Annotated in this window: 23 protein-coding genes; 6 read left to right on the top strand and 17 right to left on the bottom strand. The window is 62.5% G+C overall.

Annotated features, from left to right (window positions below):
* Positions 1-39 precede the first annotated feature (39 nt).
* On the top strand, positions 40-771 hold the full coding sequence (locus V1279_RS05290; protein ID WP_334433217.1) for a DUF2147 domain-containing protein: 732 nt from the start codon (positions 40-42) through the stop codon (positions 769-771).
* Between the two features lie 81 nt (positions 772-852).
* Here V1279_RS05290 and V1279_RS05285 read toward each other — a convergent pair whose 3' ends face one another.
* The 7 genes from V1279_RS05285 to V1279_RS05255 all read right to left on the bottom strand — a co-directional run bounded on the left by V1279_RS05285 (position 853) and on the right by V1279_RS05255 (position 5,139).
* The gene (locus V1279_RS05285) at positions 853-1,305 is read right to left on the bottom strand and encodes a hypothetical protein (RefSeq protein WP_334433215.1); all 453 of its coding nucleotides are present in this window, start codon (positions 1,303-1,305) and stop codon (positions 853-855) included.
* Between the two features lie 129 nt (positions 1,306-1,434).
* The gene (locus V1279_RS05280; RefSeq protein WP_334446220.1) at positions 1,435-1,854 is read right to left on the bottom strand and encodes a hypothetical protein; all 420 of its coding nucleotides are present in this window, start codon (positions 1,852-1,854) and stop codon (positions 1,435-1,437) included.
* A 351-nt stretch (positions 1,855-2,205) separates the two neighbouring features.
* A complete protein-coding gene (locus V1279_RS05275) occupies positions 2,206-2,622 on the bottom strand; it encodes a GFA family protein (protein ID WP_334433213.1) in 417 nt (138 codons plus the stop codon).
* A 49-nt stretch (positions 2,623-2,671) separates the two neighbouring features.
* Positions 2,672-3,136: an SRPBCC family protein gene (locus V1279_RS05270; RefSeq protein ID WP_334433211.1), complete on the bottom strand. Its 465-nt coding sequence runs from the start codon at positions 3,134-3,136 to the stop codon at positions 2,672-2,674.
* A complete protein-coding gene (locus V1279_RS05265) occupies positions 3,133-3,462 on the bottom strand; it encodes an ArsR/SmtB family transcription factor (RefSeq protein WP_334433209.1) in 330 nt (109 codons plus the stop codon). The genes V1279_RS05270 and V1279_RS05265 overlap by 4 nt, the downstream gene beginning before the upstream one ends.
* A 246-nt stretch (positions 3,463-3,708) precedes the next feature.
* On the bottom strand, positions 3,709-4,362 hold the full coding sequence (locus V1279_RS05260; RefSeq protein WP_334433207.1) for a glutathione S-transferase family protein: 654 nt from the start codon (positions 4,360-4,362) through the stop codon (positions 3,709-3,711).
* Positions 4,363-4,425: 63 nt separating this feature from the next.
* The gene (locus V1279_RS05255; protein ID WP_334433204.1) at positions 4,426-5,139 is read right to left on the bottom strand and encodes a DNA helicase; all 714 of its coding nucleotides are present in this window, start codon (positions 5,137-5,139) and stop codon (positions 4,426-4,428) included.
* A 346-nt stretch (positions 5,140-5,485) separates the two neighbouring features.
* Between V1279_RS05255 and V1279_RS05250 the strand changes: the two genes are divergently transcribed.
* Positions 5,486-6,922 carry a FecR domain-containing protein gene (locus V1279_RS05250; RefSeq protein WP_334433201.1) on the top strand — a complete coding sequence of 479 codons (1,437 nt, stop codon included), beginning with the start codon at positions 5,486-5,488 and terminating at the stop codon, positions 6,920-6,922.
* Positions 6,923-6,937: 15 nt separating this feature from the next.
* Here the strand turns inward: V1279_RS05250 and V1279_RS05245 are convergent, their stop codons facing one another.
* Both V1279_RS05245 and asd read right to left on the bottom strand, forming a co-directional pair.
* Positions 6,938-7,687, bottom strand: a complete 750-nt coding sequence (locus V1279_RS05245) for an NUDIX hydrolase (protein ID WP_334433198.1) — start codon at positions 7,685-7,687, stop codon at positions 6,938-6,940.
* A 73-nt stretch (positions 7,688-7,760) separates the two neighbouring features.
* Positions 7,761-8,624, bottom strand: a complete 864-nt coding sequence (gene asd / locus V1279_RS05240) for an archaetidylserine decarboxylase (protein ID WP_334446218.1) — start codon at positions 8,622-8,624, stop codon at positions 7,761-7,763.
* A 34-nt stretch (positions 8,625-8,658) separates the two neighbouring features.
* On the opposite strand from asd, the gene V1279_RS05235 reads away from it, so the two are divergent.
* The gene (locus V1279_RS05235; protein WP_334433195.1) at positions 8,659-10,323 is read left to right on the top strand and encodes an aminotransferase class III-fold pyridoxal phosphate-dependent enzyme; all 1,665 of its coding nucleotides are present in this window, start codon (positions 8,659-8,661) and stop codon (positions 10,321-10,323) included.
* Positions 10,324-10,369: 46 nt separating this feature from the next.
* On the opposite strand, the gene V1279_RS05230 is transcribed toward V1279_RS05235, so the two are convergent.
* The 4 genes from V1279_RS05230 to V1279_RS05215 all read right to left on the bottom strand — a co-directional run bounded on the left by V1279_RS05230 (position 10,370) and on the right by V1279_RS05215 (position 13,140).
* The gene (locus V1279_RS05230) at positions 10,370-10,576 is read right to left on the bottom strand and encodes a hypothetical protein (RefSeq protein ID WP_334433192.1); all 207 of its coding nucleotides are present in this window, start codon (positions 10,574-10,576) and stop codon (positions 10,370-10,372) included.
* Between the two features lie 25 nt (positions 10,577-10,601).
* A complete protein-coding gene (locus tag V1279_RS05225; RefSeq protein ID WP_334433189.1) occupies positions 10,602-11,219 on the bottom strand; it encodes a hypothetical protein in 618 nt (205 codons plus the stop codon).
* A gap of 121 nt (positions 11,220-11,340) precedes the next feature.
* Complete coding sequence (locus V1279_RS05220) at positions 11,341-12,030, bottom strand: class I SAM-dependent methyltransferase (protein ID WP_334433186.1); 690 nt, start codon at positions 12,028-12,030, stop codon at positions 11,341-11,343.
* 54 nt (positions 12,031-12,084) lie between these two features.
* On the bottom strand, positions 12,085-13,140 hold the full coding sequence (locus V1279_RS05215) for a glycosyltransferase family 4 protein (protein WP_334433183.1): 1,056 nt from the start codon (positions 13,138-13,140) through the stop codon (positions 12,085-12,087).
* A gap of 197 nt (positions 13,141-13,337) precedes the next feature.
* Between V1279_RS05215 and V1279_RS05210 the strand changes: the two genes are divergently transcribed.
* Positions 13,338-14,666: a TAXI family TRAP transporter solute-binding subunit gene (locus tag V1279_RS05210; protein WP_334433180.1), complete on the top strand. Its 1,329-nt coding sequence runs from the start codon at positions 13,338-13,340 to the stop codon at positions 14,664-14,666.
* Between the two features lie 447 nt (positions 14,667-15,113).
* Entirely contained in the window at positions 15,114-15,791 is a 678-nt protein-coding gene (locus tag V1279_RS05205; RefSeq protein WP_334433177.1) for a L,D-transpeptidase, read from the top strand.
* Between the two features lie 94 nt (positions 15,792-15,885).
* Here the strand turns inward: V1279_RS05205 and V1279_RS05200 are convergent, their stop codons facing one another.
* The 4 genes from V1279_RS05200 to V1279_RS05185 are packed head-to-tail and all read right to left on the bottom strand — an operon-like array spanning position 15,886 to position 17,717.
* Positions 15,886-16,173: a hypothetical protein gene (locus V1279_RS05200; RefSeq protein WP_334433174.1), complete on the bottom strand. Its 288-nt coding sequence runs from the start codon at positions 16,171-16,173 to the stop codon at positions 15,886-15,888.
* Positions 16,170-16,565, bottom strand: a complete 396-nt coding sequence (locus V1279_RS05195; RefSeq protein ID WP_334433171.1) for a TfoX/Sxy family protein — start codon at positions 16,563-16,565, stop codon at positions 16,170-16,172. Before V1279_RS05195 ends, V1279_RS05200 begins: the two co-directional genes overlap by 4 nt.
* Before the next feature lie 12 nt (positions 16,566-16,577).
* Positions 16,578-17,258 carry a winged helix-turn-helix transcriptional regulator gene (locus V1279_RS05190; protein WP_334433169.1) on the bottom strand — a complete coding sequence of 227 codons (681 nt, stop codon included), beginning with the start codon at positions 17,256-17,258 and terminating at the stop codon, positions 16,578-16,580.
* 24 nt (positions 17,259-17,282) lie between these two features.
* On the bottom strand, positions 17,283-17,717 hold the full coding sequence (locus V1279_RS05185; RefSeq protein ID WP_334433168.1) for a hypothetical protein: 435 nt from the start codon (positions 17,715-17,717) through the stop codon (positions 17,283-17,285).
* Positions 17,718-17,958: 241 nt separating this feature from the next.
* Between V1279_RS05185 and V1279_RS05180 the strand changes: the two genes are divergently transcribed.
* Entirely contained in the window at positions 17,959-19,527 is a 1,569-nt protein-coding gene (locus V1279_RS05180) for a DUF4403 family protein (protein WP_334433165.1), read from the top strand.
* Positions 19,528-19,614: the final 87 nt, after the last annotated feature.

Raw genomic sequence — 19,614 nt, 5'->3', positions numbered from 1 at the left:
TTCACCGCGACCTGCTCACAAGCCGCTCAGGAGGCTGTCATGAAGAAGCTCTACATCCTCGCCGCATTATTGATGGCCACCACCTCGGCGCATGCCGGCGGAATTACCTTCCAGATCAACGGCGAGCGCATTCGCGTTGAATCGCCGCGCAACTGCAACGGCATTTCCTGCATCAAGATCACCGCACCCGGCTATAACGGCACGCTCGGCAATGTCGATCTCAAGGGCCTGGGCTCCAAGAGCAAGGACGATGACGTCGCCGACACCACACCAGCGGCACCGGCCGCTCCGGCTCCGGCCCAGGTCGCCGCGCCGCAGCCCGCTGCTCCAGCGGTGACGCCCGCCCCTGCTCAGACGACCGTCGCAGCCGCGACGCCGGCACGGACCGAAGTTGCGCCGCCCGCTCCGCCTCCGCCGCCCGCACCGGTCGCCGCCGCGCCTGCGCCCGCACCGCAACCGGCTCCGGCCGCAGCCGCCGCGCCCGATCCGAATTCGCCGGTCGGCATCTGGGCTACGGAAGAGAACAAGGGCAACGTTCGCATCGAGGAATGCGGCGCCAATCTGTGCGGCTATGCCGTCAACACCGGCGCACGGATCCTGATCAACATGAAGCCGCAGGGCAGCAAGTGGACCGGCCGGATTCATGATCCCGACAGCGGCCGCAATTACGACTCGACGATTGCGCTGAAGGGCGCCAGCACGCTCAAGGTCCAGGGCTGCGCCTTCGGCGGCATGTTCTGCGGCGGCCAGACCTGGAAGCGCGTGAGCTGATTATTTCTCCCCGAGACTTGAGGCCCTGTGGTTCGCCACCGGGCCTTCTTTATGCGCATCGTCAAATTACGCCGGGTACCGTCACTTCGTACGATTAAAAACCACGTCGAATTTTTGCTTTACGACAACTTGGTCGTAGACGCCTCTCAGACTGTCGCTCGCGGCATCATATTTGAGTGTGTAAGTTGAGCCGCCGTAACCGGCAGCGCGTAATTCAAAGAATAGCTTGAGTGCGTTTCCGTCGCGGGCAACTTCTGCGATGTGAAAGGGTAGCGGCCTCGGATTGGCATAACTGGCATCAAGCTTGCCGTTTTCATCAACAGCACTGATGTTGATTACATATGGACCTTCGGTTCGCGCCCACCGGCCAACCAGTACGCCAAATGCGAGTACCGCCGAGCCGGTGGGCGCGACTGGTGGTGTCTGCGCCAGCGCACCGCTGCCGAACACCGCAACTATGCCAGCAAGTGCGATTAGGCCTTTTCTATTGGCAGCGCTTCGCTTCTCTTTCGTCGATTTGGTGCACTTCATCATTTGCGGCTCCCAAACGTGATGCGAGGAGTTGCCGGCGGACGGCCAAAAACTCAGCGCCGCTGAATGTTCCAGGCCGCCACAGCACATGAAGTTTGCAGAGGTTCAGCCTCCAGTCGGCGGGCCTGCTTCTTATTGCATTGTGATGGTCACCCCGCCCACGGCAGCCGACACCTCAGCACCGACCCGGGCACCACTGAGCTGCAGGATGACGCCGTTGGCGTTCTGCAACTGCACGCCCCCTGCTCCGGTGGCGATCGCACCGCCTGCGCCGGCGACGGCATAGCTGCCTGCAAGATCGCCGGGGCGCCGCAAGTTCAGTGCCCTGCCTACGAACCTACTGGTGGAGGCGCCGATCTGAAGGCCCAAGCTCATGCCCGAAACCGTGAAGGGATACTTCTTGCCCCGAAAGGTAAGTACACCCTGGCCGCCGCCGACATCGACGATAAAACCGCCCTTGGTAAATACGACACTCACCGTGCCGGTTTCAGCGAAGCATACCCTTGTAAAACCCATGAGCAGCAATAGGGCGACGAAAGCGACTTGAGCCATCCGGTGAATTTTCATAATGCCCTCCCAATGTCTGGTCCCATCTCTCCACCCTTCAGGTAGAATCCATGGGATATTTTCGCCACGAAATCTCTGCCGTGAGTCCGTCGTGTTGATCTCTGGGCCAATGGGCTGGTTTCCCAGCTTCTAACGCTCAGCTGCGCCCCTGCGTTTGGATCCGTAAAATCCACCGCATTTTTGCGACAGTAACCGAGCATCCGTTGGGTTCGATATTGGACCACGGTCCAATATCCTGTGAGAGGTTTCCCCTCGTAGTGTGCTGCGCCTGGGAAGCACAAACTGAAGACCAAGCAATTGCGAGACTCTTGCCGCTTTTTGTCGGCCTAGCTAGCTTCACATCGGCGGCATCTTCTCGAATTTCGGCACGGCCGGATCGAGCCGGTCCCAGGCATGACCGCGCACCGTGTACGTCACCATCTGCGGCTCGTATCGGCCGGGATCGTCGAGGCTCGCGGCGTGAATGGTGAAGAAGTCCGGCATGGCCGAGAAGGTCAGATAGGCAGGCGACCCGCAGGCGGGGCAGAATCCGCGCGTCTTCACGTTCCCGTTGTCGTCGACCATGTCCCAATGCGTCGCTTCGCCCGCGAGCTTCACCGCCTCCCTGCTCGGGAAGGTCAGATAGGATCCGTGCCCGGTGCCGCTCGTACTCTGGCAGTCGCGGCACTGGCAGTCGTTCATCGCAATCGGCTCGGCCGAGATTTCATAGCGGATCGCGCCGCAGGCGCATCCGCCGGTGTAAGGCTTGCTCATGTCTCTCTCCCAATAAAGCGCTGCATTGGCCACGGCGATTTCCGTCGCGTCAGTCCTTCCCGTCGACGATAGCGCCGATGTTCTGGACTACCTTCGTCCAGCCTTCGCTCATGCTCTTGAAGGCAGTATCGTTCTTCGGCAGGACGAAGCCGGAATGGACGAGGCGGAGGCGCGTGCCGTTTTCGACCTTGGAAAGGATGAACGTGACCACGGTGTCGAGTCGTGAGCCGTATCCCACGTTTCCCTCATGCCCGCCTTTCCAGGCATAGGCAAAACGTTCGTTCGGCTTCACCTCCAGCACCTGGCAGTGAATGGTGCCGTCCCACGCGCCGGCCGGCGTGGTCTGGTAGGTGAAGTGTTTGCCTTCCACGGGCTCGAAGCCGGCCGGCATCATCAGCCAGCGGCCCATCAAATTGGCCGTGGTCAGCGTTTTCCAGATCGTCTCCGGCGTATGCGGGAAAACCTCGTCGACCACGATGTCTTGCGTGTCGGGCTTCAATGCAGCGTCGTTCATGGATCAATTTCCTTCAGCAGTGTTCTGAGATTTGCAAAGCGTTCGCGCCAGAAGACGCCGTAATGGCTCATCCAGTCGACTAGCGGCGCGAGGCCTTCCGGCTGGGCGCGGTAATAGACTTTCCGGCCTTCGGGGCGCTCGGCGACCAGGCCGGCCAGTTTCAGGGCCTTGAGGTGTTGAGAAATGGCGCCCTGGGTCACGCCACTCCCTCGCGTCAGTTCGACGACGGTGATCTCGTCGGAGCTGACGACCTGCTCAAACACGGCCCGCCGTGTGGGATCGGCAAGCGCGCGCATGACGGCGTTGATGGCAGCGGCTTCGGTCATGGGAAACCAATAGCGTACGCTAATTGATTAGTCAATACTAATTTGTTTGATTGATGGTCCGTCAATACACCCACACTGCTGGTGCCGCGTTCGCGCTGCTCAGCGAGCAAAAAAATGAAGCCACTGGGGCGTGATCGCTGCGCGCCAGGGTGCTCGACGCGAGACTGCGCTTCGTATCGCTAGGGTCACGACCCATAAACTAACGAAAAACCCGGATGGCGACTTCGAGCCCAGGACGGACCTCAATCAGCCGGTCGGTGGCTTGCCGGTGTAAACCGCCAATTGAGCGTCGAAAGCCCGCTTGTAGGCGGGCCGCGCTTCGCCACGGGCGACATAGGCGGCAAGGTTCGGATATTCGTTCAGAATGCACGATGATTTCAACCTGAGCAGCACCGACACCATCATCAGGTCACCCGCGCTGAACGGACCATCGAGCCAGTCGGCACTGCCAACGCGAGCGGAAAGTTGCTTCAACCGGTCGCGGACGCGATCCTCGACCAGAGGCAGGCGCTCCTTACTCCAGGGCTTATCGCCCTCCAGAATCCTGGCAGCTGCGAGTTCAAGGATCGCCGGCTCCACCGTGTTGAGCGCGGCAAACATCCATGTGATCGCGCGCGCCCGCGCATCGGCATCGTCCGGCAGCAGGCCCGCATGGCGCTCGGCGATATGGAAGACGATCGACCCTGTCTCGAACAGAGCGAGATCGCCTTCCTCATAGGTCGGAATCTGGCCGAAAGGATGAAGCGCCAGATGCGCGGGTTCCTTCATCGCACGAAACGAAACAAGGCGAACCTCGTAAGGTTGGCCGACTTCTTCAAGCGCCCAGCGAACGCGCGTATCACGCGCCAGTCCCTTGCCGCCATCGGGTGACCGTTCAAAGGCGGTAATGGTGATGGTCATCGTGAGGCTCCTCCTGGCCAAAATCATTGGCTGCGGGGCTGGCTCGGGCAATGAGTCCTGACCCTAGCTTGCCGCCCGAAACTGAACCTCACCGTTGTTCAGGAAACATGTCTTGGTGAAGAGGCTCAGATCCAGCGGATTCGGCAATCTGACATCTTCCAGATCGGGGCATGGTTTGATCAACGGATCGTAGGAGCGATCGATCTGGGAGATAAAGACGAAGATCAGCCCGCGATCGCGTGCGAACGACTGCAGCGCCCGAACCTGAACCATCAATTCCGGATTCTCACGTTTCTGGTCGAGCAGTTGCAGATAGTCCACGACCACCAGGGTGCCGCGAGGCGCGGTGGCCAGCCGCTTGATGATGTAATCCGAACTCATGGCGTCGGAGCTATCGAATTCAAACAGACCGGCAAAATCCCCCCGCGCCACGCCGATGGCACGGAAACGATCCAGCATATCCTTCTCCGTGTACTCCAGCGTGAAGAACACGCCTCGACTGCCGGACTTCATGGCTTGCACGGCGAGTTCGAGGCTCATCAGGGTCTTGCCGTGGCCCGGGCGCGCACCCACCAGCACCAGGTCGCCGGGAGCCAGCCGCGCAAACAGTTTTTCGGCGGGCGCGGTGGCCGTCACTTTGGCCGCGAGCAAACTCCAGGCGCTAAAACCCTCCAGCCTGGCAACGCGGTCGAGCGCCTCGTGCAGCGGGATATTTTCTGCACGGGATAGAAGTTTGGCCTTGCGCTTCAAGTGATAAAGGGGCGCAGACAGCTTCATCGAAAGAACCTCCTATTGCGAGCAATTGTCACAACCCCTCCTTATGCTTGGTGCTCGAACAGTTGGTTCGATGGTTGAAATGGCCCCGCATGAATGATGCTTTCCCGACGGAGGGGGGAGGCATGGGCCGCGCCAGAATCAGATTATAGCCGATCCCTGCTGAAGGGATATTGCCAACCTTGGGCGAGGTTGCGGAAAAGTAAGCGCCATGTCCGGACATTCCGGGCGTGGCGCTTGATCGTTTGGTCCTGCCGTGACAATGCCATTCATCTCGCGTTCAGCGCAGTGAGGCTGAAATCGTCTGGCCTCGCCCTTCGTTCGCTCCCTCCCTTACCGGAATCCCGTGATGCAGCGCCCGCTTTCCCTCGCGCTCCTGCTGTTTGCCTGCAACATGGCGATCGGCGCTGCAAATGTTTCCGCGGCCTCGTCCGAACCGACACAACTGGCCCAGGCACAACCCGCGCAACCGCCGACGGCGACACCTGATCCCGCTGCCCCCGGCGCCACCGCGCCTGCCACTGATGCGCAGGCGCCCGAGGAGCCGGTCGGCAACGTCGCGACCGTGATCGGCAGCGCCGGCGTTATCCGCAATGACAAGACCACGCCGCTCAAGGCCAAGGACGACATCTATCTCAACGACGTGGTGCAGACTGGAGCGAATTCCGCGCTCGGCATCACCTTCATCGACGCCACCACCTTTAATCTCAAGGCCAACACAAAAATCACCATCGACAACTACGTCTACGAGGACGGCGGCAAAAGCAACGCGGCGATCTTCGACGTCGCCAAGGGTACCGCCGCCTTCGTTGCAGCCTCGGTGGCAAAAACCGGCGACATGAAGATCACGACGCCGACGGCGACGCTCGGCATTCGCGGCACCACCGGCCTCGTCGAAGTGCCGGAGGGTGCCGCCGCCAACAATCCGAACAACGTCGCAGTCAAGCTTTATCCCGACGCCGACGGAAGGGTCGGCCGGATCGAGGTCAATGACCGCGCCGGCGCGCGGCTCGGGTTTCTCACCCAAGGCGCGAGCGGCTTCACCATTCGCCCGGGCGCCGGCGGCGTGCGCCTCGCCGCGGTGCCGCTGGTGATTTCGCAAGCGGTGATGCTGCGCGACCAGGGCTTTGTACGTCAGCTTCACTCGACACAGAATTTCGGCCGGCAGGTCGTGTTCCAGCAGCGCGAATTCCGCCGCGCCAATCCCACCTTCGTCAATCCGAACCGGCCGATCCGGCAATTCCAGCCCGGCCAGCGGCGGCAGAACGGTCTGCCGGGACAACCCGGTCAGCCGCCACTGCCGGGCGTGCCGAATCGCCCAGGACAACAGCAGCCTGGTCAGCTCAATCGTCCCGGACAGCCGCAACAACCCGGTCAATTGAACCGGCCCGGTCAGCAGCAACAACCGGGCGCGCCGAACCGCCAGGGACAACGGCAGCCGGGCTCTCTGCCGCGGCCGGGCACACCGCCCCGCGCGGGGCAGCCGGGATCGCTCAATCAACCCGGTGTGCCGCCGCGGGCCGGACAACCGTCACGCCCCGATCTGCCACCGCAGCCCGGCCTGCCGCCACGCGCAGGCCAACCGCAACAGCCCTCAGTGCCGGCGCAGTCCGCCGCGCCGCTGGCACGGCCGGGACTGCCGAACAGGTATGGCGTTCCCGGACTGCAGCGGTCACCCGGCGTTCAGGATGCTCCGGCCCTGCAACGTCCGGGATTGCCCGCCGCGCCGAGGCGGCCGGCGGCCGCGCCGCAACGGGGCAAGCCGCTGCCGAAGGAATTGCGATAGGCGCAGAAGGTGGGATCAGGCTGCGCGCCGCAGCCAGTCCCGCACTCTCTGAAGCAGATTTTTCGGCGGCTGCTGTCGCGTTCGCATCTCGGCCGCATCGACGGCCACCGGCTCTATCTCCGGCGCGAATGACGGCGAGACGGCGGGCTCGGCTTCAACGGTGAATGCTGCTGCGGTCGCATCGATCACCACCGTCACCTCGTCATCCTGCGCAACCGGCGACGAGGGTTGATCGGGCTGGGGCGACGCAGGCACGGGAGCGGCGGCCGGAGGCGCTGTCTCGCCGGTCCGCCGCATCCGGCGCTTTTCCGGCGCCGGTTGTTTGACCCGCGCTTTCCGGGCGGGCGCGGCATGCGCGGCCGCGGCCAGCGCAATCGGACCTACATTTTCAAGGAACGCGCGCTCGTAACCACGCGAGAGCCGGTCGACGGCGTCTGCAAGCGGCAGCCAGTCCACGGCCCTCACGTCCCGCATCAGCTCATAGACCGCATCGCCGCGCGCTTCCATGCGCCAGTAATGCACGACCTTGGAACCGCCGCGGGACTCATAGACCAGCGTGCCCAGAAATTCGTGCACGGAAACATCGTGCCCGGTCTCTTCCATCACCTCGCGCTCGGCCGCGGCGCGCGGCGTCTCGCCGTCGTCGAGCTTGCCCTTGGGCAACACCCATTCATTGCGCTTGCGCAGGCGCACCACGGCGACCAGCGGCGTTTCTGCCTGCCGCAGCACAATGCCTCCCGCCGCCAGCACGGGCGTTCGCGCCATCAATCTTCCCGTTTTCCGATTTCGAATCTCGCGACCATATAGCGACAAGCGGCCGCAAAATCGAGATCAGGAATTACGGCTTTCGCAACAGCGGCTCTCCTGCGTGGATACGCCCGCCTTCCACGACATTGTCGGCGAACTCAAAATGCTCGGGCGCCAGCACGATGATGGTCGAGCCGTGCTCGAACCAGCCGAGTTCGTCGCCCTTGCTGACTTTCGCATCGCAGGGAAACACCGTCGGCCCCCTGCTCTGCGCGTTGAGGGTCACATCGAGGAAATGCAGCCTGATGCTGGCCACCAGAATCGCGGCGACCGGCACCAGCGTCAGCGCTTCGCCCGACGGCAAGCGCATCTCGAGCACCGCCCGCTCGTTCTTGCAGAACAGACGCTCGACCCGCTTCAGCGCGATCGGATTGACGTTCCAGACATCGCCATGGATGAACGTCACGCGCTCGATCTTGCCGTCATACGGCGCGTGGAAGCGGTGATACATGCTGGACGTCAGCCTGAGCGTGAGGAAGCGGCCGTTGCGGTGGCTCTCCACCAGCGCGGGATCGCCGAGCAGATCGAGCAGCGAGTAAGGCGCGCCCTTGATCTGGAACAGCTCGGTATCCGCGATTCTGCCGAAAGCGCCGATGATGCCGTCGGAGGGGCTGACCACGACGGATGGATCGGGATTGGCCGGCCGCAGCCCCGGACGCAGTTCGCGCGTAAAGCAATCGTGCAGGCTTTTGAATTCGGTCTTTTTGGCTTCCGACAGATCGAGATCGGAAAACAGCCGCCAGCACGCGATCGAGGCATCGCGCACAAAACGGTTCTCGATCTTGCTGAACCAGCCCATGAAGCGCGTCAGCGCCGCCCGCGGAATGCGGTTGGTCAGGAGGAAATTCAGATCCTCCTGTTGCGTGAAGCGGGCGATCAGGCCCCGGATTGTCATCAATCTGTCAGCAGGATTGGCTAGCGCTTCAGGCATGGATTCGTCCCTTCCGATTCTTTCCCTGTCCGCCGCTGCGGTCGCTAGCGCCGCGGCAGTCTTCCCCAAATTGCAGGCGCGGCTGGCGCTGTCCCGCGCCAAGCAACGTTCGCTATCAGGACATTCCAAAATGTCCAAGATGGTCGCGCGGCTGGTGCCGCATTACGAATTCGATATAGACGACTTCTTCCGTTCCGACGGCGCCCCCGCCGACGTCGCCACACAGCGGCAGGACGCTTTCTTCCGGCTCGCCCGCCTCTATGAGGAGCGCTATGCCAAGGGCCGGAAGATGACGGCCGATGCCGCGACCCACATCTCCGACCTGCAGTTCACGGAAAACTACCGGGTGCCGTTCCAGTACAGCCGGCTCGTTCGCGAAAATCTCGGCACCGGCGCGTTCATGCAGTCCTCCGCCGGCGTCACCGTCACCGATGTCGACGGCAATGTGTTCTACGACCTGACCGGGTCCTACGGCGTCAACATTTTCGGCAACGACTTCTACAAGGAATGCATCACGGAAGCCGAAAAGCGCGCCCGCACGCTTGGTCCGGTGCTCGGTCCTTACCATCCCGTTATCACCGACAACGTCCGCCGGTTGTGTGAAATCTCCGGCCTCGACGAAGTTTCGTTCCATATGTCCGGCACCGAAGCGGTGATGCAGGCGGTGCGGCTGGCGCGCTACCACACCAAGCGCTCGCATCTGGTTCGGTTCGCCGGCGCCTATCATGGCTGGTGGGGCGACGTGCAGCCCGGCGTCGGCAACCCGGTGTCGCCGCACGAGACCTATACGCTGGCCGACATGTCGGAGCGAACGCTGCATGTGCTGCGCACCCGCCGCGACATCGCCTGCGTGCTGGTCAATCCGCTGCAGGCACTGCACCCCAATGCCAATGCGCCCGGCGACTCCGCCCTGATCGACAGTTCGCGCAAAGGCAATTTCGACCGCGCAGCCTATGGCGAATGGCTGAAGAAGCTGCGCGAGGTCTGTACCGAGCGCGGCATCGTGCTGATCTTCGATGAAGTGTTCGTCGGCTTCCGTCTTGGCGCCGGTGGCGCGCAGGAATATTTCGGCGTTCGCGCCGACATGGTCACTTACGGCAAGAGCCTCGCCGGCGGCCTCCCCGTCGGCGTGGTCTGCGGCCGTAAGGATCTGATGCGGCGCTTCCGCGATGACCGCCCCGCCGACGTCTGCTTTGCCCGCGGCACCTTCAATTCGCACCCTTACGTGATGACGGCGATGGATGAATTCCTCAGCCGCCTCGCCAGCCCGAACTTCAATGCCGTCTATCAGGGGCTCGACGAGACCTGGAACGGCCGCGCCGAGGCGCTGAACGCGCGGCTGGCCACGAACGATCTCCCGGTGCAGGTCAGCAATCTCTCCTCGATCTGGATGGTGCAATATACCGAGCCGTCCCGTTACAACTGGATGCTGCAATACTATCTGCGCGCCGAAGGACTGGCGCTGAGCTGGGTCGGCACCGGCCGGCTGATCTTCAGCCTGAACTACACGGAAGCCGATTTCACTGAAGTCGCCGATCGCTTTGTCGCGGCGGCCGAGAACATGAAACGCGACGGCTGGTGGTGGCACGATGCTTCGCTGACCAACAAGAACATCAAGCGGCAGATCCTGAAAGAGATGCTTGCCAAGAGGTTTGGGCGCTAAGGACACGCTTCCGTTCACCGCCATCGCGGGAGATTGAGCACTCTCGTCATTGCGAGGAGCGAAGCGACGAAGCAATCCAACTATCCCCGTGCAGAGAGATGGATTGCTTCGCTTCGCTCGCAATGACGACTTCACGACTGCTTTTTTCTCTGTCGTCATGGCCGGGGTTGTCCCGGCCATCCACGTCTTTCTTGTTGCTGACATTGCAATCGCTGACGCTCAAGACGTGGATGCCCGGCACAAGGCCGGGCATGACGGCTTCTTCGCTTGCGCAATCCTCACGCGTGCTTGACGTGCTTCTCGAGGCCGGGATCGATCAGTTCGCCCTTCATGAGAGCCAACGGTGCCTTGTAGTACAGCTTGAGATCGCTGAAGGGGTCGGTGAGGATCTTCGTCATCCAGACCAGGCCGGTCTCGACGTCGCGGATGAAGAACAGGTGGACGGTGCGGAACAGCAGCCCGCCGATGCCGACCGCGAGCCACACTTTGGCAACCTGACGCATGAAGTCCGCCGTCGAAGTCCAGGGCGTAAACAACCCGAACAGCGTCGGATCGAGGTACAGCACCAGCGGCGACAGTGCCCAGATCGTCATCAGCACGACCTTGCGCTGCAGGTTGTAGCCGACCTTGATCTCTTCCTTGTGCTCGTGGGTCGCGTGGTTGACGTGATCATAGCCGCGCGGCTCGAAGAAGAAGTGGCCGGCCTGCCGCGTCGTCATCGAAACCAGCCAGCCGACCAGCGCCGATACCACGGGATCGAAGAACAGCATTGCGTAAGCGAACAGGAAGCTCGCCGCGCTGACGAAGTGCAGCGACTGGTTGATGCGGCTGTGGTGATAGTAGCGATGGTCGTCCCAGCGCTGGGTCCGCAGTTCCTGCAGGAAGTTCTTGATCATTCTCTACCCCCAATTCTTTCGGGTTTGTGTTTAACGGGATTCGATGTCCGGCATGTGACATCATGATGTTGACATGTGACTGAACGCAGCGTCGCGATGGCGCGACGTCAACGGCCGCGCACTAGGCGGCCGCTGCCACGTCGACCTTGCGAAAACGCACCAGGGAGAAGTGCCCGAGCGGCGGCACCAGGCGGCGCTCCGCCAGTTCGATGCCTCGTGCACCCGCCAGCCATTGCGCATAGCGCGACCAGGCGAACTCGGCGGTGCGGAAGCCGAGCGGGCGCACCACCGGCTGCAGACGCTGCTCGATGAAGCGGCGCATGCCGGCATCGGCGCTGACGCGGGTGAGGATGATGAGCTCGCCACCCGGCCGTAGCACGCGGGCAAATTCGTCGAGCGCCTTTTCGGGGTTCGGCACTGCGGTGACGACATATTGCGCCATTACCACGTCGAACGAATCGTCGGGGAATTCGAGGCTTTCGGCGTCCATCACCGCAAGCCCTTCGACGTTCTTCAGGCCGAGCTCGTCGACGCGCTTCTTCGCCTTCTGCAGCATCGCTTCCGAAATATCGGTGCCGAAGATGCGCAGATGCGGCGCGTATAGCGGCAGCGAGATGCCGGTGCCGACGCCGACCTCGAGCACGCGGCCGCCGATCTTGTTGGTCGCCTGGATTGCCGCCTTGCGGCCCTTGCTGAACACGCCCCCGAACACGAGGTCGTAAACCGGTGCCCAGCGATCATAGGCCTGCTCGACCGTTTCGCGGTCGAAATCGAGCTGCCTGGTACCGTCAAGCTTGATGATGTCTGCCATGGTTCGTTCTGCCTTCTCGTCTCACGCTTATGACTGGATTTATGGTCTTTGCACTCAACCCTGCACGGCGCTCGCGGCGGGCGCCCGGCGCACCGGCCGCAGCGCGCGGCTCGGCTGCAGCGCCGTCAGGTTGCCGATGAACTGCCGCGCGCTGTTTTCCCAGGAACGCGCCAGCGCAAAATTCCGGCAGGTTTCGCGCGACATCGTCAGCGCGCGCAAGGACGCGGCGCGCAGATCGGTGTCGATTGCGCCGATCGGATGATCGGCAATGACATCCTTCGGGCCGGTGACCGGAAATGCCGCGACCGGCGTGCCACAGGCTAGCGCCTCGAGCTGCACGACGCCGAAGGTGTCGGTGAGGCTCGGAAACACGAAGACGTCGGCGGCGGCGAGATGCGCGGTCAGGTCCGCGCCCTTCTTCTCGCCGAGATAGATCGCGTCGGGATATTGCTTTGCGAGCTGCGCCTTCTGCGGTCCGTCGCCGACGACCACTTTCGACCCCGGCAAATCGAGCGACAGAAACGCTTCGAGATTCTTTTCCACCGCGACGCGGCCCATGGTCATGAAGACCGGCCGCGGCAGATCGAGCGCCGCAGGCGTATGCGGATTGAACAGCTCGGTGTCGACGCCGCGTGTCCAGAAACCGAGTTTCCGGAATCCCCGCGCGCCGAGTTCCTGCCGCAGCGAGTCGGTCGCGACCATGGTCGTGGAAGACGCGGCATGAAAGTGCCGCAGCACCGCGTAGCCGACGCTCGCCGGCACCCCGGTGCGGACGGCGATATATTCGGGAAAACGCGTCGTATAGGACGTGGTGAACGCCAGCTTGCGGCGGCGGCAATAGGCACGCACCATCCAGCCGATCGGCCCCTCGGTCGCGATGTGGATGGCGTCCGGCGCCGCCTCCTCGATCCGTCGCGCGATCTCGCGCCGGTTCGGCAGCGCGATGCGCAAGCCCGGATAGGTCGGCAACGCCATCGAGGGAAATCCGTCCGGGGTCAGAAAGCTGATGTCGGCGCCAAGCGCGGCGGCGCTGCGCGCCAGCGACGTCAGCGTACGGACGACGCCGTTCACCTGCGGATGCCATGCATCGGTCGCAATCAGTATCTTCATGTCCCGGACCCGAGATTAATGATTCTCAAATCCGACGTTGGGACATGGATATTTCAAGCGTATGACGTCATCGTTCTGTAAGGATGTTTTTAAGCTCGCCTCCACGCATTTTCGTGTAACGTGACAGAACGATGTCAGACCCAAACGACAATACTGCGCGATCCCGCCGACGGCGAAAGCGCCGGAGCTATGCGCTTTTGATCCTTGCCGCCGGCATGCTCGCGTTCGGCGTCGCCGCCGGCACGCTGTACTACGTGCTGCGCCCGACGACGCTGCGGATCGCGGTCGGGCCTGCCGGCAGCGACGACCAGAAACTGATCCAGTTGATGGCGCAGACCTTTGCGCGCGAGAACGGTTCCGTGCGGCTTGCACCGATCACGACGGAAGGGGCAGTGGAGAGCATCGCGCTGTTCGCCGCCGGCAAGGCCGATCTCGCGGTGGCGCGCGGCGACCTGAACCTGCCGGAAAATGCCGAGTCGGTCGCCATCCTGCGCAAGAATGTCGTCGTGCTGTGGGCGCCTTCCGGCCTTCCCGCCAAGGGCTCGAAGAAGCAGCCCACACCCAAGATCAAGAGTCTCGATGAGCTGGCCGGCCACCGCGTCGGCGTGATCGGGCGGACGCAGGCCAATGTCGCGTTGTTGCGCAGTATTCTGAAAGAGTCCGGCATCAATCCCGACAAGGTCACGATCAGTCAGTTCGCCACCAACCAGATCGGCGAGATGGCGCGCGATCAGTCGGTCGACGCCTTCATGGCGGTCGGCCCGCTCAAGAGCAAGATCACCGTGGACGCCATCGCGGCGACGGCTGTGGCCCGCGGCGATCCGAAATTCCTGCCGATCGAGGTTTCCGATGCGATCGCGAAGAAGAACCCGATCTACGAATCCGAAGAGATTCCTGCCAGCATCTTCGGCTCCTCGCCGCAGCGGCCGGAAGACAAGGTCGACACTGTTGCCGTCAATCACCTGATCGTCGCGCCGAAGTCGTTGTCGGACACGGCGGTCGCCGCCTTTGCCCGCCAGCTCTTCACCAACCGCCAGCAGCTTGCGCGCGAATTGCCGACCGCCTCGCAGATCGAAAAGCCTGACACCGACAAGGACGCTGCCTTGCCGGCGCATGCGGGAGCGGCGGCCTATATCGACGGCAACGAGCGAACGTTCCTCGAAAAATACACCGACTATATCTGGGGGGCGATCCTGATCCTCTCGGGGTTGGGCTCGGTCGGCGCCTGGTTCAAGCACTACTGGAACAGCGACGAACGCGAAGTGTATGTCGGCCATCGCGATGAACTGCTCGACCTGATTTCCAGGGTACGCAAGGCGGAAACGCCGCAAGAGCTGGCGGAGATGCAGAACACAGCCGACGGCATATTGCGTCACGCGCTCGATTGCTATGACGACGGCGCAGTCGAGGACGGCGACCTCTCGGTGATCGGTTTAGCGCTCGAACAATTCCACCACGCGGTCGTCGACCGCCGCGTCGTGCTCAACGCCGGCGAGGCCGGCATGCCGCGAATGCGCGCCGGCTAGGCCACCTGATTGGTTGGGCCGCCTTTTCGATCAAGTAGATTGTCAGCGCGGGAGCAACGCCGGTGCAACCGGGGACGCTTCCTTCTCCCCTTGTGGGAGATGGTGGCCATAGGCGGTCCAAGACCGCCATTCTTAAGGGACGCCGATGCTTTGCATCGGTTACGCGCAGTCCGCGACGGATGAGGGGTCTGTCTCCGCGGAGAGAACCCCTCACCCGTCTCAATCGCGCTTTGCGCGATTGATCCACCCTCTCCCACAAGGGGAGAGGGGAAGTGGCAGCGCCGGTCCGCCGCCCGGTCCGTCAACGAAACCTTAACGAAACAATTCCCTAACGCGACGAAACCATTTTGGCGATTTCGTGCAAATGTCCTGAAACGGTTCATCGGTACAGGTTTCCCCAACGACGCGCCGAGAACGGCGCGACAAAATTTAAAACAGGGGCGACCAATGTTTAATTCATTTAGCCTGACCACCCGCTTTGCTGCCGCCGCTTTTGGTGCGCTGGCAATCGGCGCGACCGCATTTTCCGCACCCGCCGCCGCAGCTCCGCTGCCGCTGTTTCCGTTTTTCCTGCCGCAGATCGAAGCGGCCCCGCCGCCGGTTGCGGCTACGCCCCAGGAAGAAGAACGCTTCGAGCTGCCGGCACGCCTGCGTCGCCAGGTCGTGAACTACTACACCCGCGAGGCGCCGGGCACGATCATCATCGATACCCCGAACACCTATCTCTACCTCGTGCTCGGCAACGGCCAGGCGATGCGCTACGGCATCGGCATCGGCCGCGACGGCTTCACCTGGTCGGGCACCCAGACGATCACCCGCAAGGCCGAATGGCCGGCGTGGACCCCGCCCCCGCAAATGATCGCCCGCCAGCCCTATTTGCCGCGCCACATGACCGGCGGCCCGGGTAATCCGCTCGGCGCCCGCGCGATGTATCTCGGCGGCACCATCTATCGCATCCACGGCACCAACGACCCCTCGACGATCGGCACCCGCGTTTCCTCAGGCTGCCTCCGCCTCACCAATGAAGACGTCAAGGACCTCTATTCGCGGGTCAGCGTCGGCACCAAGGTGATCGTGCTGCCGATGACGGATCGCCGCGCCGATCTCGGCCGGACCATCCGCTAACCGCAAAACAATTCCCACGCTGAAAGCGGCCCCGGCATAGCCGGGGCCGCTTTCGCATCATCCTCCAAATAGATGAAGACGCCGATGAAGAAGGTTAGCTCGACCTTACTTCGTAGACTCGAATGCTCGAAATGAAAGGGTTGCCTTGCGCCATCTTCTCCGCGTCGTCGAGATTTGCCGCGTTGACGATCGTGAATCCGGTAATGGCGTCGGGGCCGAGCGGAAGGTCCTTCGTTCCGCCCTTCGAGATTTCTCGGCCATTGCCGAAGCCGCCCATGTCTACAGTATGCGGCTTGGTTGCCTCAAACCATTTGCCCCAGGCGGCCATGATTTCCGGAGTGGGTTTTTCAAATCCGTAATGCAGCAGCACAAACTTCTTCATGCTCGACTCCTGTTCACCGGTTGAGGCAAATGCTTTCTCTTTGGGGACTTCGCCTTTGGTGCGATTGTCTCGGCATACCGCAGCGAAAGATTGATCCAGGATGCGCGCTTGCGCGGATCGGCCAGTAGCTCCTCAGGCAATCGCACATATTCACGCATCGGCCGACCCACCATGGGCTCGAAGGGTCGTTCGCCGAATTCGGCGCTATACCTGGCGCGATCCTGCTCCGATAACCGCATGATGAAATCGTTCTGATGCAGGCCGATAAAGAGATTTCCGTTAGCGAAGGCCGCCGGGTAGCCGAACATCTTGCGGCGGGAAATGTTTGCGCCCGGCGGGACCGACTTGTCGAACAGATCGATCAGCGACTGTGGTGATTTCGTCCAGGCCACCGGTTACTCCTTTCAGCTTGCCGCGGGCGCTGCGCGCCGGCGTTCCGCAAGGTCGAACAGAAGGGGAAGCTTGCGAACCAGCGTTATAGAGCCGCTAACTCTGGCGCGCTTCGCCTCGATTGCGTCCTGAAGGGATACGCTCATCCCGACAATCTGCAGCACCGCGTCGAACGGGGCTTCCAGTATCCCCTTGCAATCCGTAACGCCTCTCTGAATTGCCGTACCTGAGCCGCTGCCCGCGACGGTAAAGCCTGCCGACTTCTTGCCATGGGTGACCACGAGGCCGACGTTAATTTCCGGCACGGGTGAACGCTTCGCAATGGCGTCAAGGCCAAGCATCACCCAGTCCGGCTCGAACGTGTCGCCCGGCACCGGCGGGAACAGGAAGCGACCGCCCCAGCGGATCAATTCCCGGATCGCGGGCTGAACTTCCCGGCCGATCTCCGTCAGCTCGTATACCTGCGCATTGACCGGCCGCGGCAAGGCAGTTCGCCGCACGACGTTGCACTCGATCAGGGTGGTAAGGCGCGATGTCAGCAAAGTGGGACTCATACCGTCAAGATGATCCAGGAGATCGCCAAACCGCTTCGGCCCAAGAAGGAGCTCCCGGATAATCAGGAGAGTCCAGCGCTCGCCGATGATTTCCGCCGCGCGGGCAAGTGCGCAGAATTGCGGATAGTGAAGATTGGTCATGCCTTCGAGATTAGTTCCTCCGCGTCATCTTCGGTAAGCGAGGGCGATCAGCGGACCCACGACGGCGAACTGCAGGATCGTGAACGCGGTTTCGAGCAATACATAGTCCGGCACGGAAACCATCACATTCTTGGCTGCGACGGCGAGCGTGGTGAACGACCACGACAACAGGCCTGCGCCAAGGCCATACAAGAGCCCGTCCTTCAGAAAGGACCCGCTACCTTGCATGAATACCCGCGGGAACAACCACGAGAAGATCGCGCCCTGGATGACCATTGAACCCAGTCCAAAGGCGATCACCGGCTCGTCGCGATAGATCTGGAGCGCGTGATACTTCTGCTCGAACAGGACGAGATGCCAGACGAAGGCGATCGGAAAGGACGGAAGAAGATAGGCGGCAAAGCCGAGCCAGAAGCTGCGGGCATCGGCCGGACGAGCAACGTAAGATACCGCTGGCATCGGCAACTCCGACTCTACTACATTTTTTATAGTAGTCAGTATAGAATCTGGAGTCAACTATTGGAGGATGGCGGCGCCTTCGGCGTACTCACAAATGAGCTCACGGCCGAGCCGGGATCGTTGCCGAGCGCTGCGGCCAAGCGCGGTTCCCTGCGTTTCATCGACCACCCAACCACACTGGCGTACCTTCCCTCTTCGCTGTAGAACGCTTCGGGGCGATTCAATGGATCCGGGGGGACGATTGCGTCTGCCGATGCATCTCAAGACGATTTCGATTGCGTTCGCGGTCGTTGTCGTCTCGTTTGCGGCCAGCCTGAAGGTCATGGACTTCGTCGCGCCGCGCGCCACGAACCGACCGCCTGCGCTTGCCGAATTGCCGCCGCTGCCGCCGGCGCCGCGCGCATCCACCGTGATGGCGCCGATTGCGGTTACGCTGTCGGCGATCCGCGACGCCGCCGATCGCGGCGCGCCGCGCTCCTTCGCCGGCAAGGCCGATAATCCGATATCGCAGATCCTGCAGAATGCCGATATCGGCTGGACCGCCTCGCGCGGGCCGATCGTAGCTACCGGCGCACAGGACGTGCTGTCGCTGGCGACGCCGCTGACGGGCACACTGAACGTAACCGGCTCGCTGTCGGCGAAGGCGACCGGTGCGGTCGGCGACGCGCTCGGCGGCCTGCTCGGTGGCAACGTCGCCAAGCAGATCGGCAGCGTGAACATCAAGAATCTCAACGCCAGCGCCGAGATCAAAGGCAACGTGGTCATATCAGCGCGGCCGCAGATCGCCGCGAACTGGCGCATCGAGCCGAACCTCGCAGCGCAGGTCAATCTCGGCGACAGTAGCCTCAGCGTGGCGGGCGCGCGCGTCAACGTGCCCGCGCAGGTGAAGCCATTGATCGACAAGAATGTCGCCGAGCAGATCGCGCTGGTGCAGGCGCGCATGCGCAACGATCCGACCTTTGAACAAAACGCGCGGGCACAATGGGCCAAGGCCTGCCGCTCGATCCCGCTGCAGGGCACGACCGCCGGTTCGACGATGCCGCCGCTGTGGCTGGAATTGCGCCCCACCCGCGCGATTGCCGCGCAACCGCGCGTCGATGCTTCGAACCTCACGCTGACGCTCGGCATCGAAGCGGAGACCCGGATCACGCCAACTGAGACCAAGCCGTCCTGCCCGTTCCCCGCCACGATCGCCATCGTGCCGCCGACGCCCGGACGGGTCGCGATCGCCGTTCCCATCGACATGCCCTTCACCGAGATCAACAAGATCGTGGAAGCGCAGTTCGCCGGAAAGACCTTTCCGGAAGATGGTTCCGGCGCGGTCGACGTCACCGTCAAGCGCGCCAGCGTCGCGGCGTCGGGCAACCGCCTGCTGATTTCGCTGCTGGTGAGCACCAAGGAAAAGAAGAGCTTCTTAAGCCTCGGCGGCGAGGCCAATGTGCATATCTGGGGAAGGCCGGTGCTCGATCAGGCCGAGCAGACGCTGCGGCTGACCGATATCGAACTCGCCGTCGAGTCGGAGGCCGCCTTCGGGCTGCTGGGCACTGCTGCGCGCGCGGCCATCCCGCACTTGCAAAAGACGCTGGCGGAAAAGGCGACCGTCGACCTCAAGCCGTTCGCAAGCAACGCCCAGAAAAAGATTGCGGCAGTGATCGCCGATTTCCAGAAGAACGAGGACGGCCTGCGGGTCTCGGCCGAGATCAACAAGCTGCGGCTCGCCGACATCGCCTTCGATTCCAAAACGCTGCGCGTGATCGCGGAAGCCGAAGGCGCGATCAACGTCTATGTGACCGCGCTGCCGGCGCTGTGACGGCGTGCAGCGCGCCTCAAGTCCAAGGGTTGGCAAAGCTGCAGCGTGCCCACCATTCAAGCTTCGATCCGTTGATGGATGGTGGGC

Source organism: Bradyrhizobium sp. AZCC 1610 (assembly GCF_036924515.1).
Taxonomy (GTDB): domain Bacteria; phylum Pseudomonadota; class Alphaproteobacteria; order Rhizobiales; family Xanthobacteraceae; genus Bradyrhizobium.
This window is presented reverse-complemented; position numbering and strand designations above follow the sequence as displayed.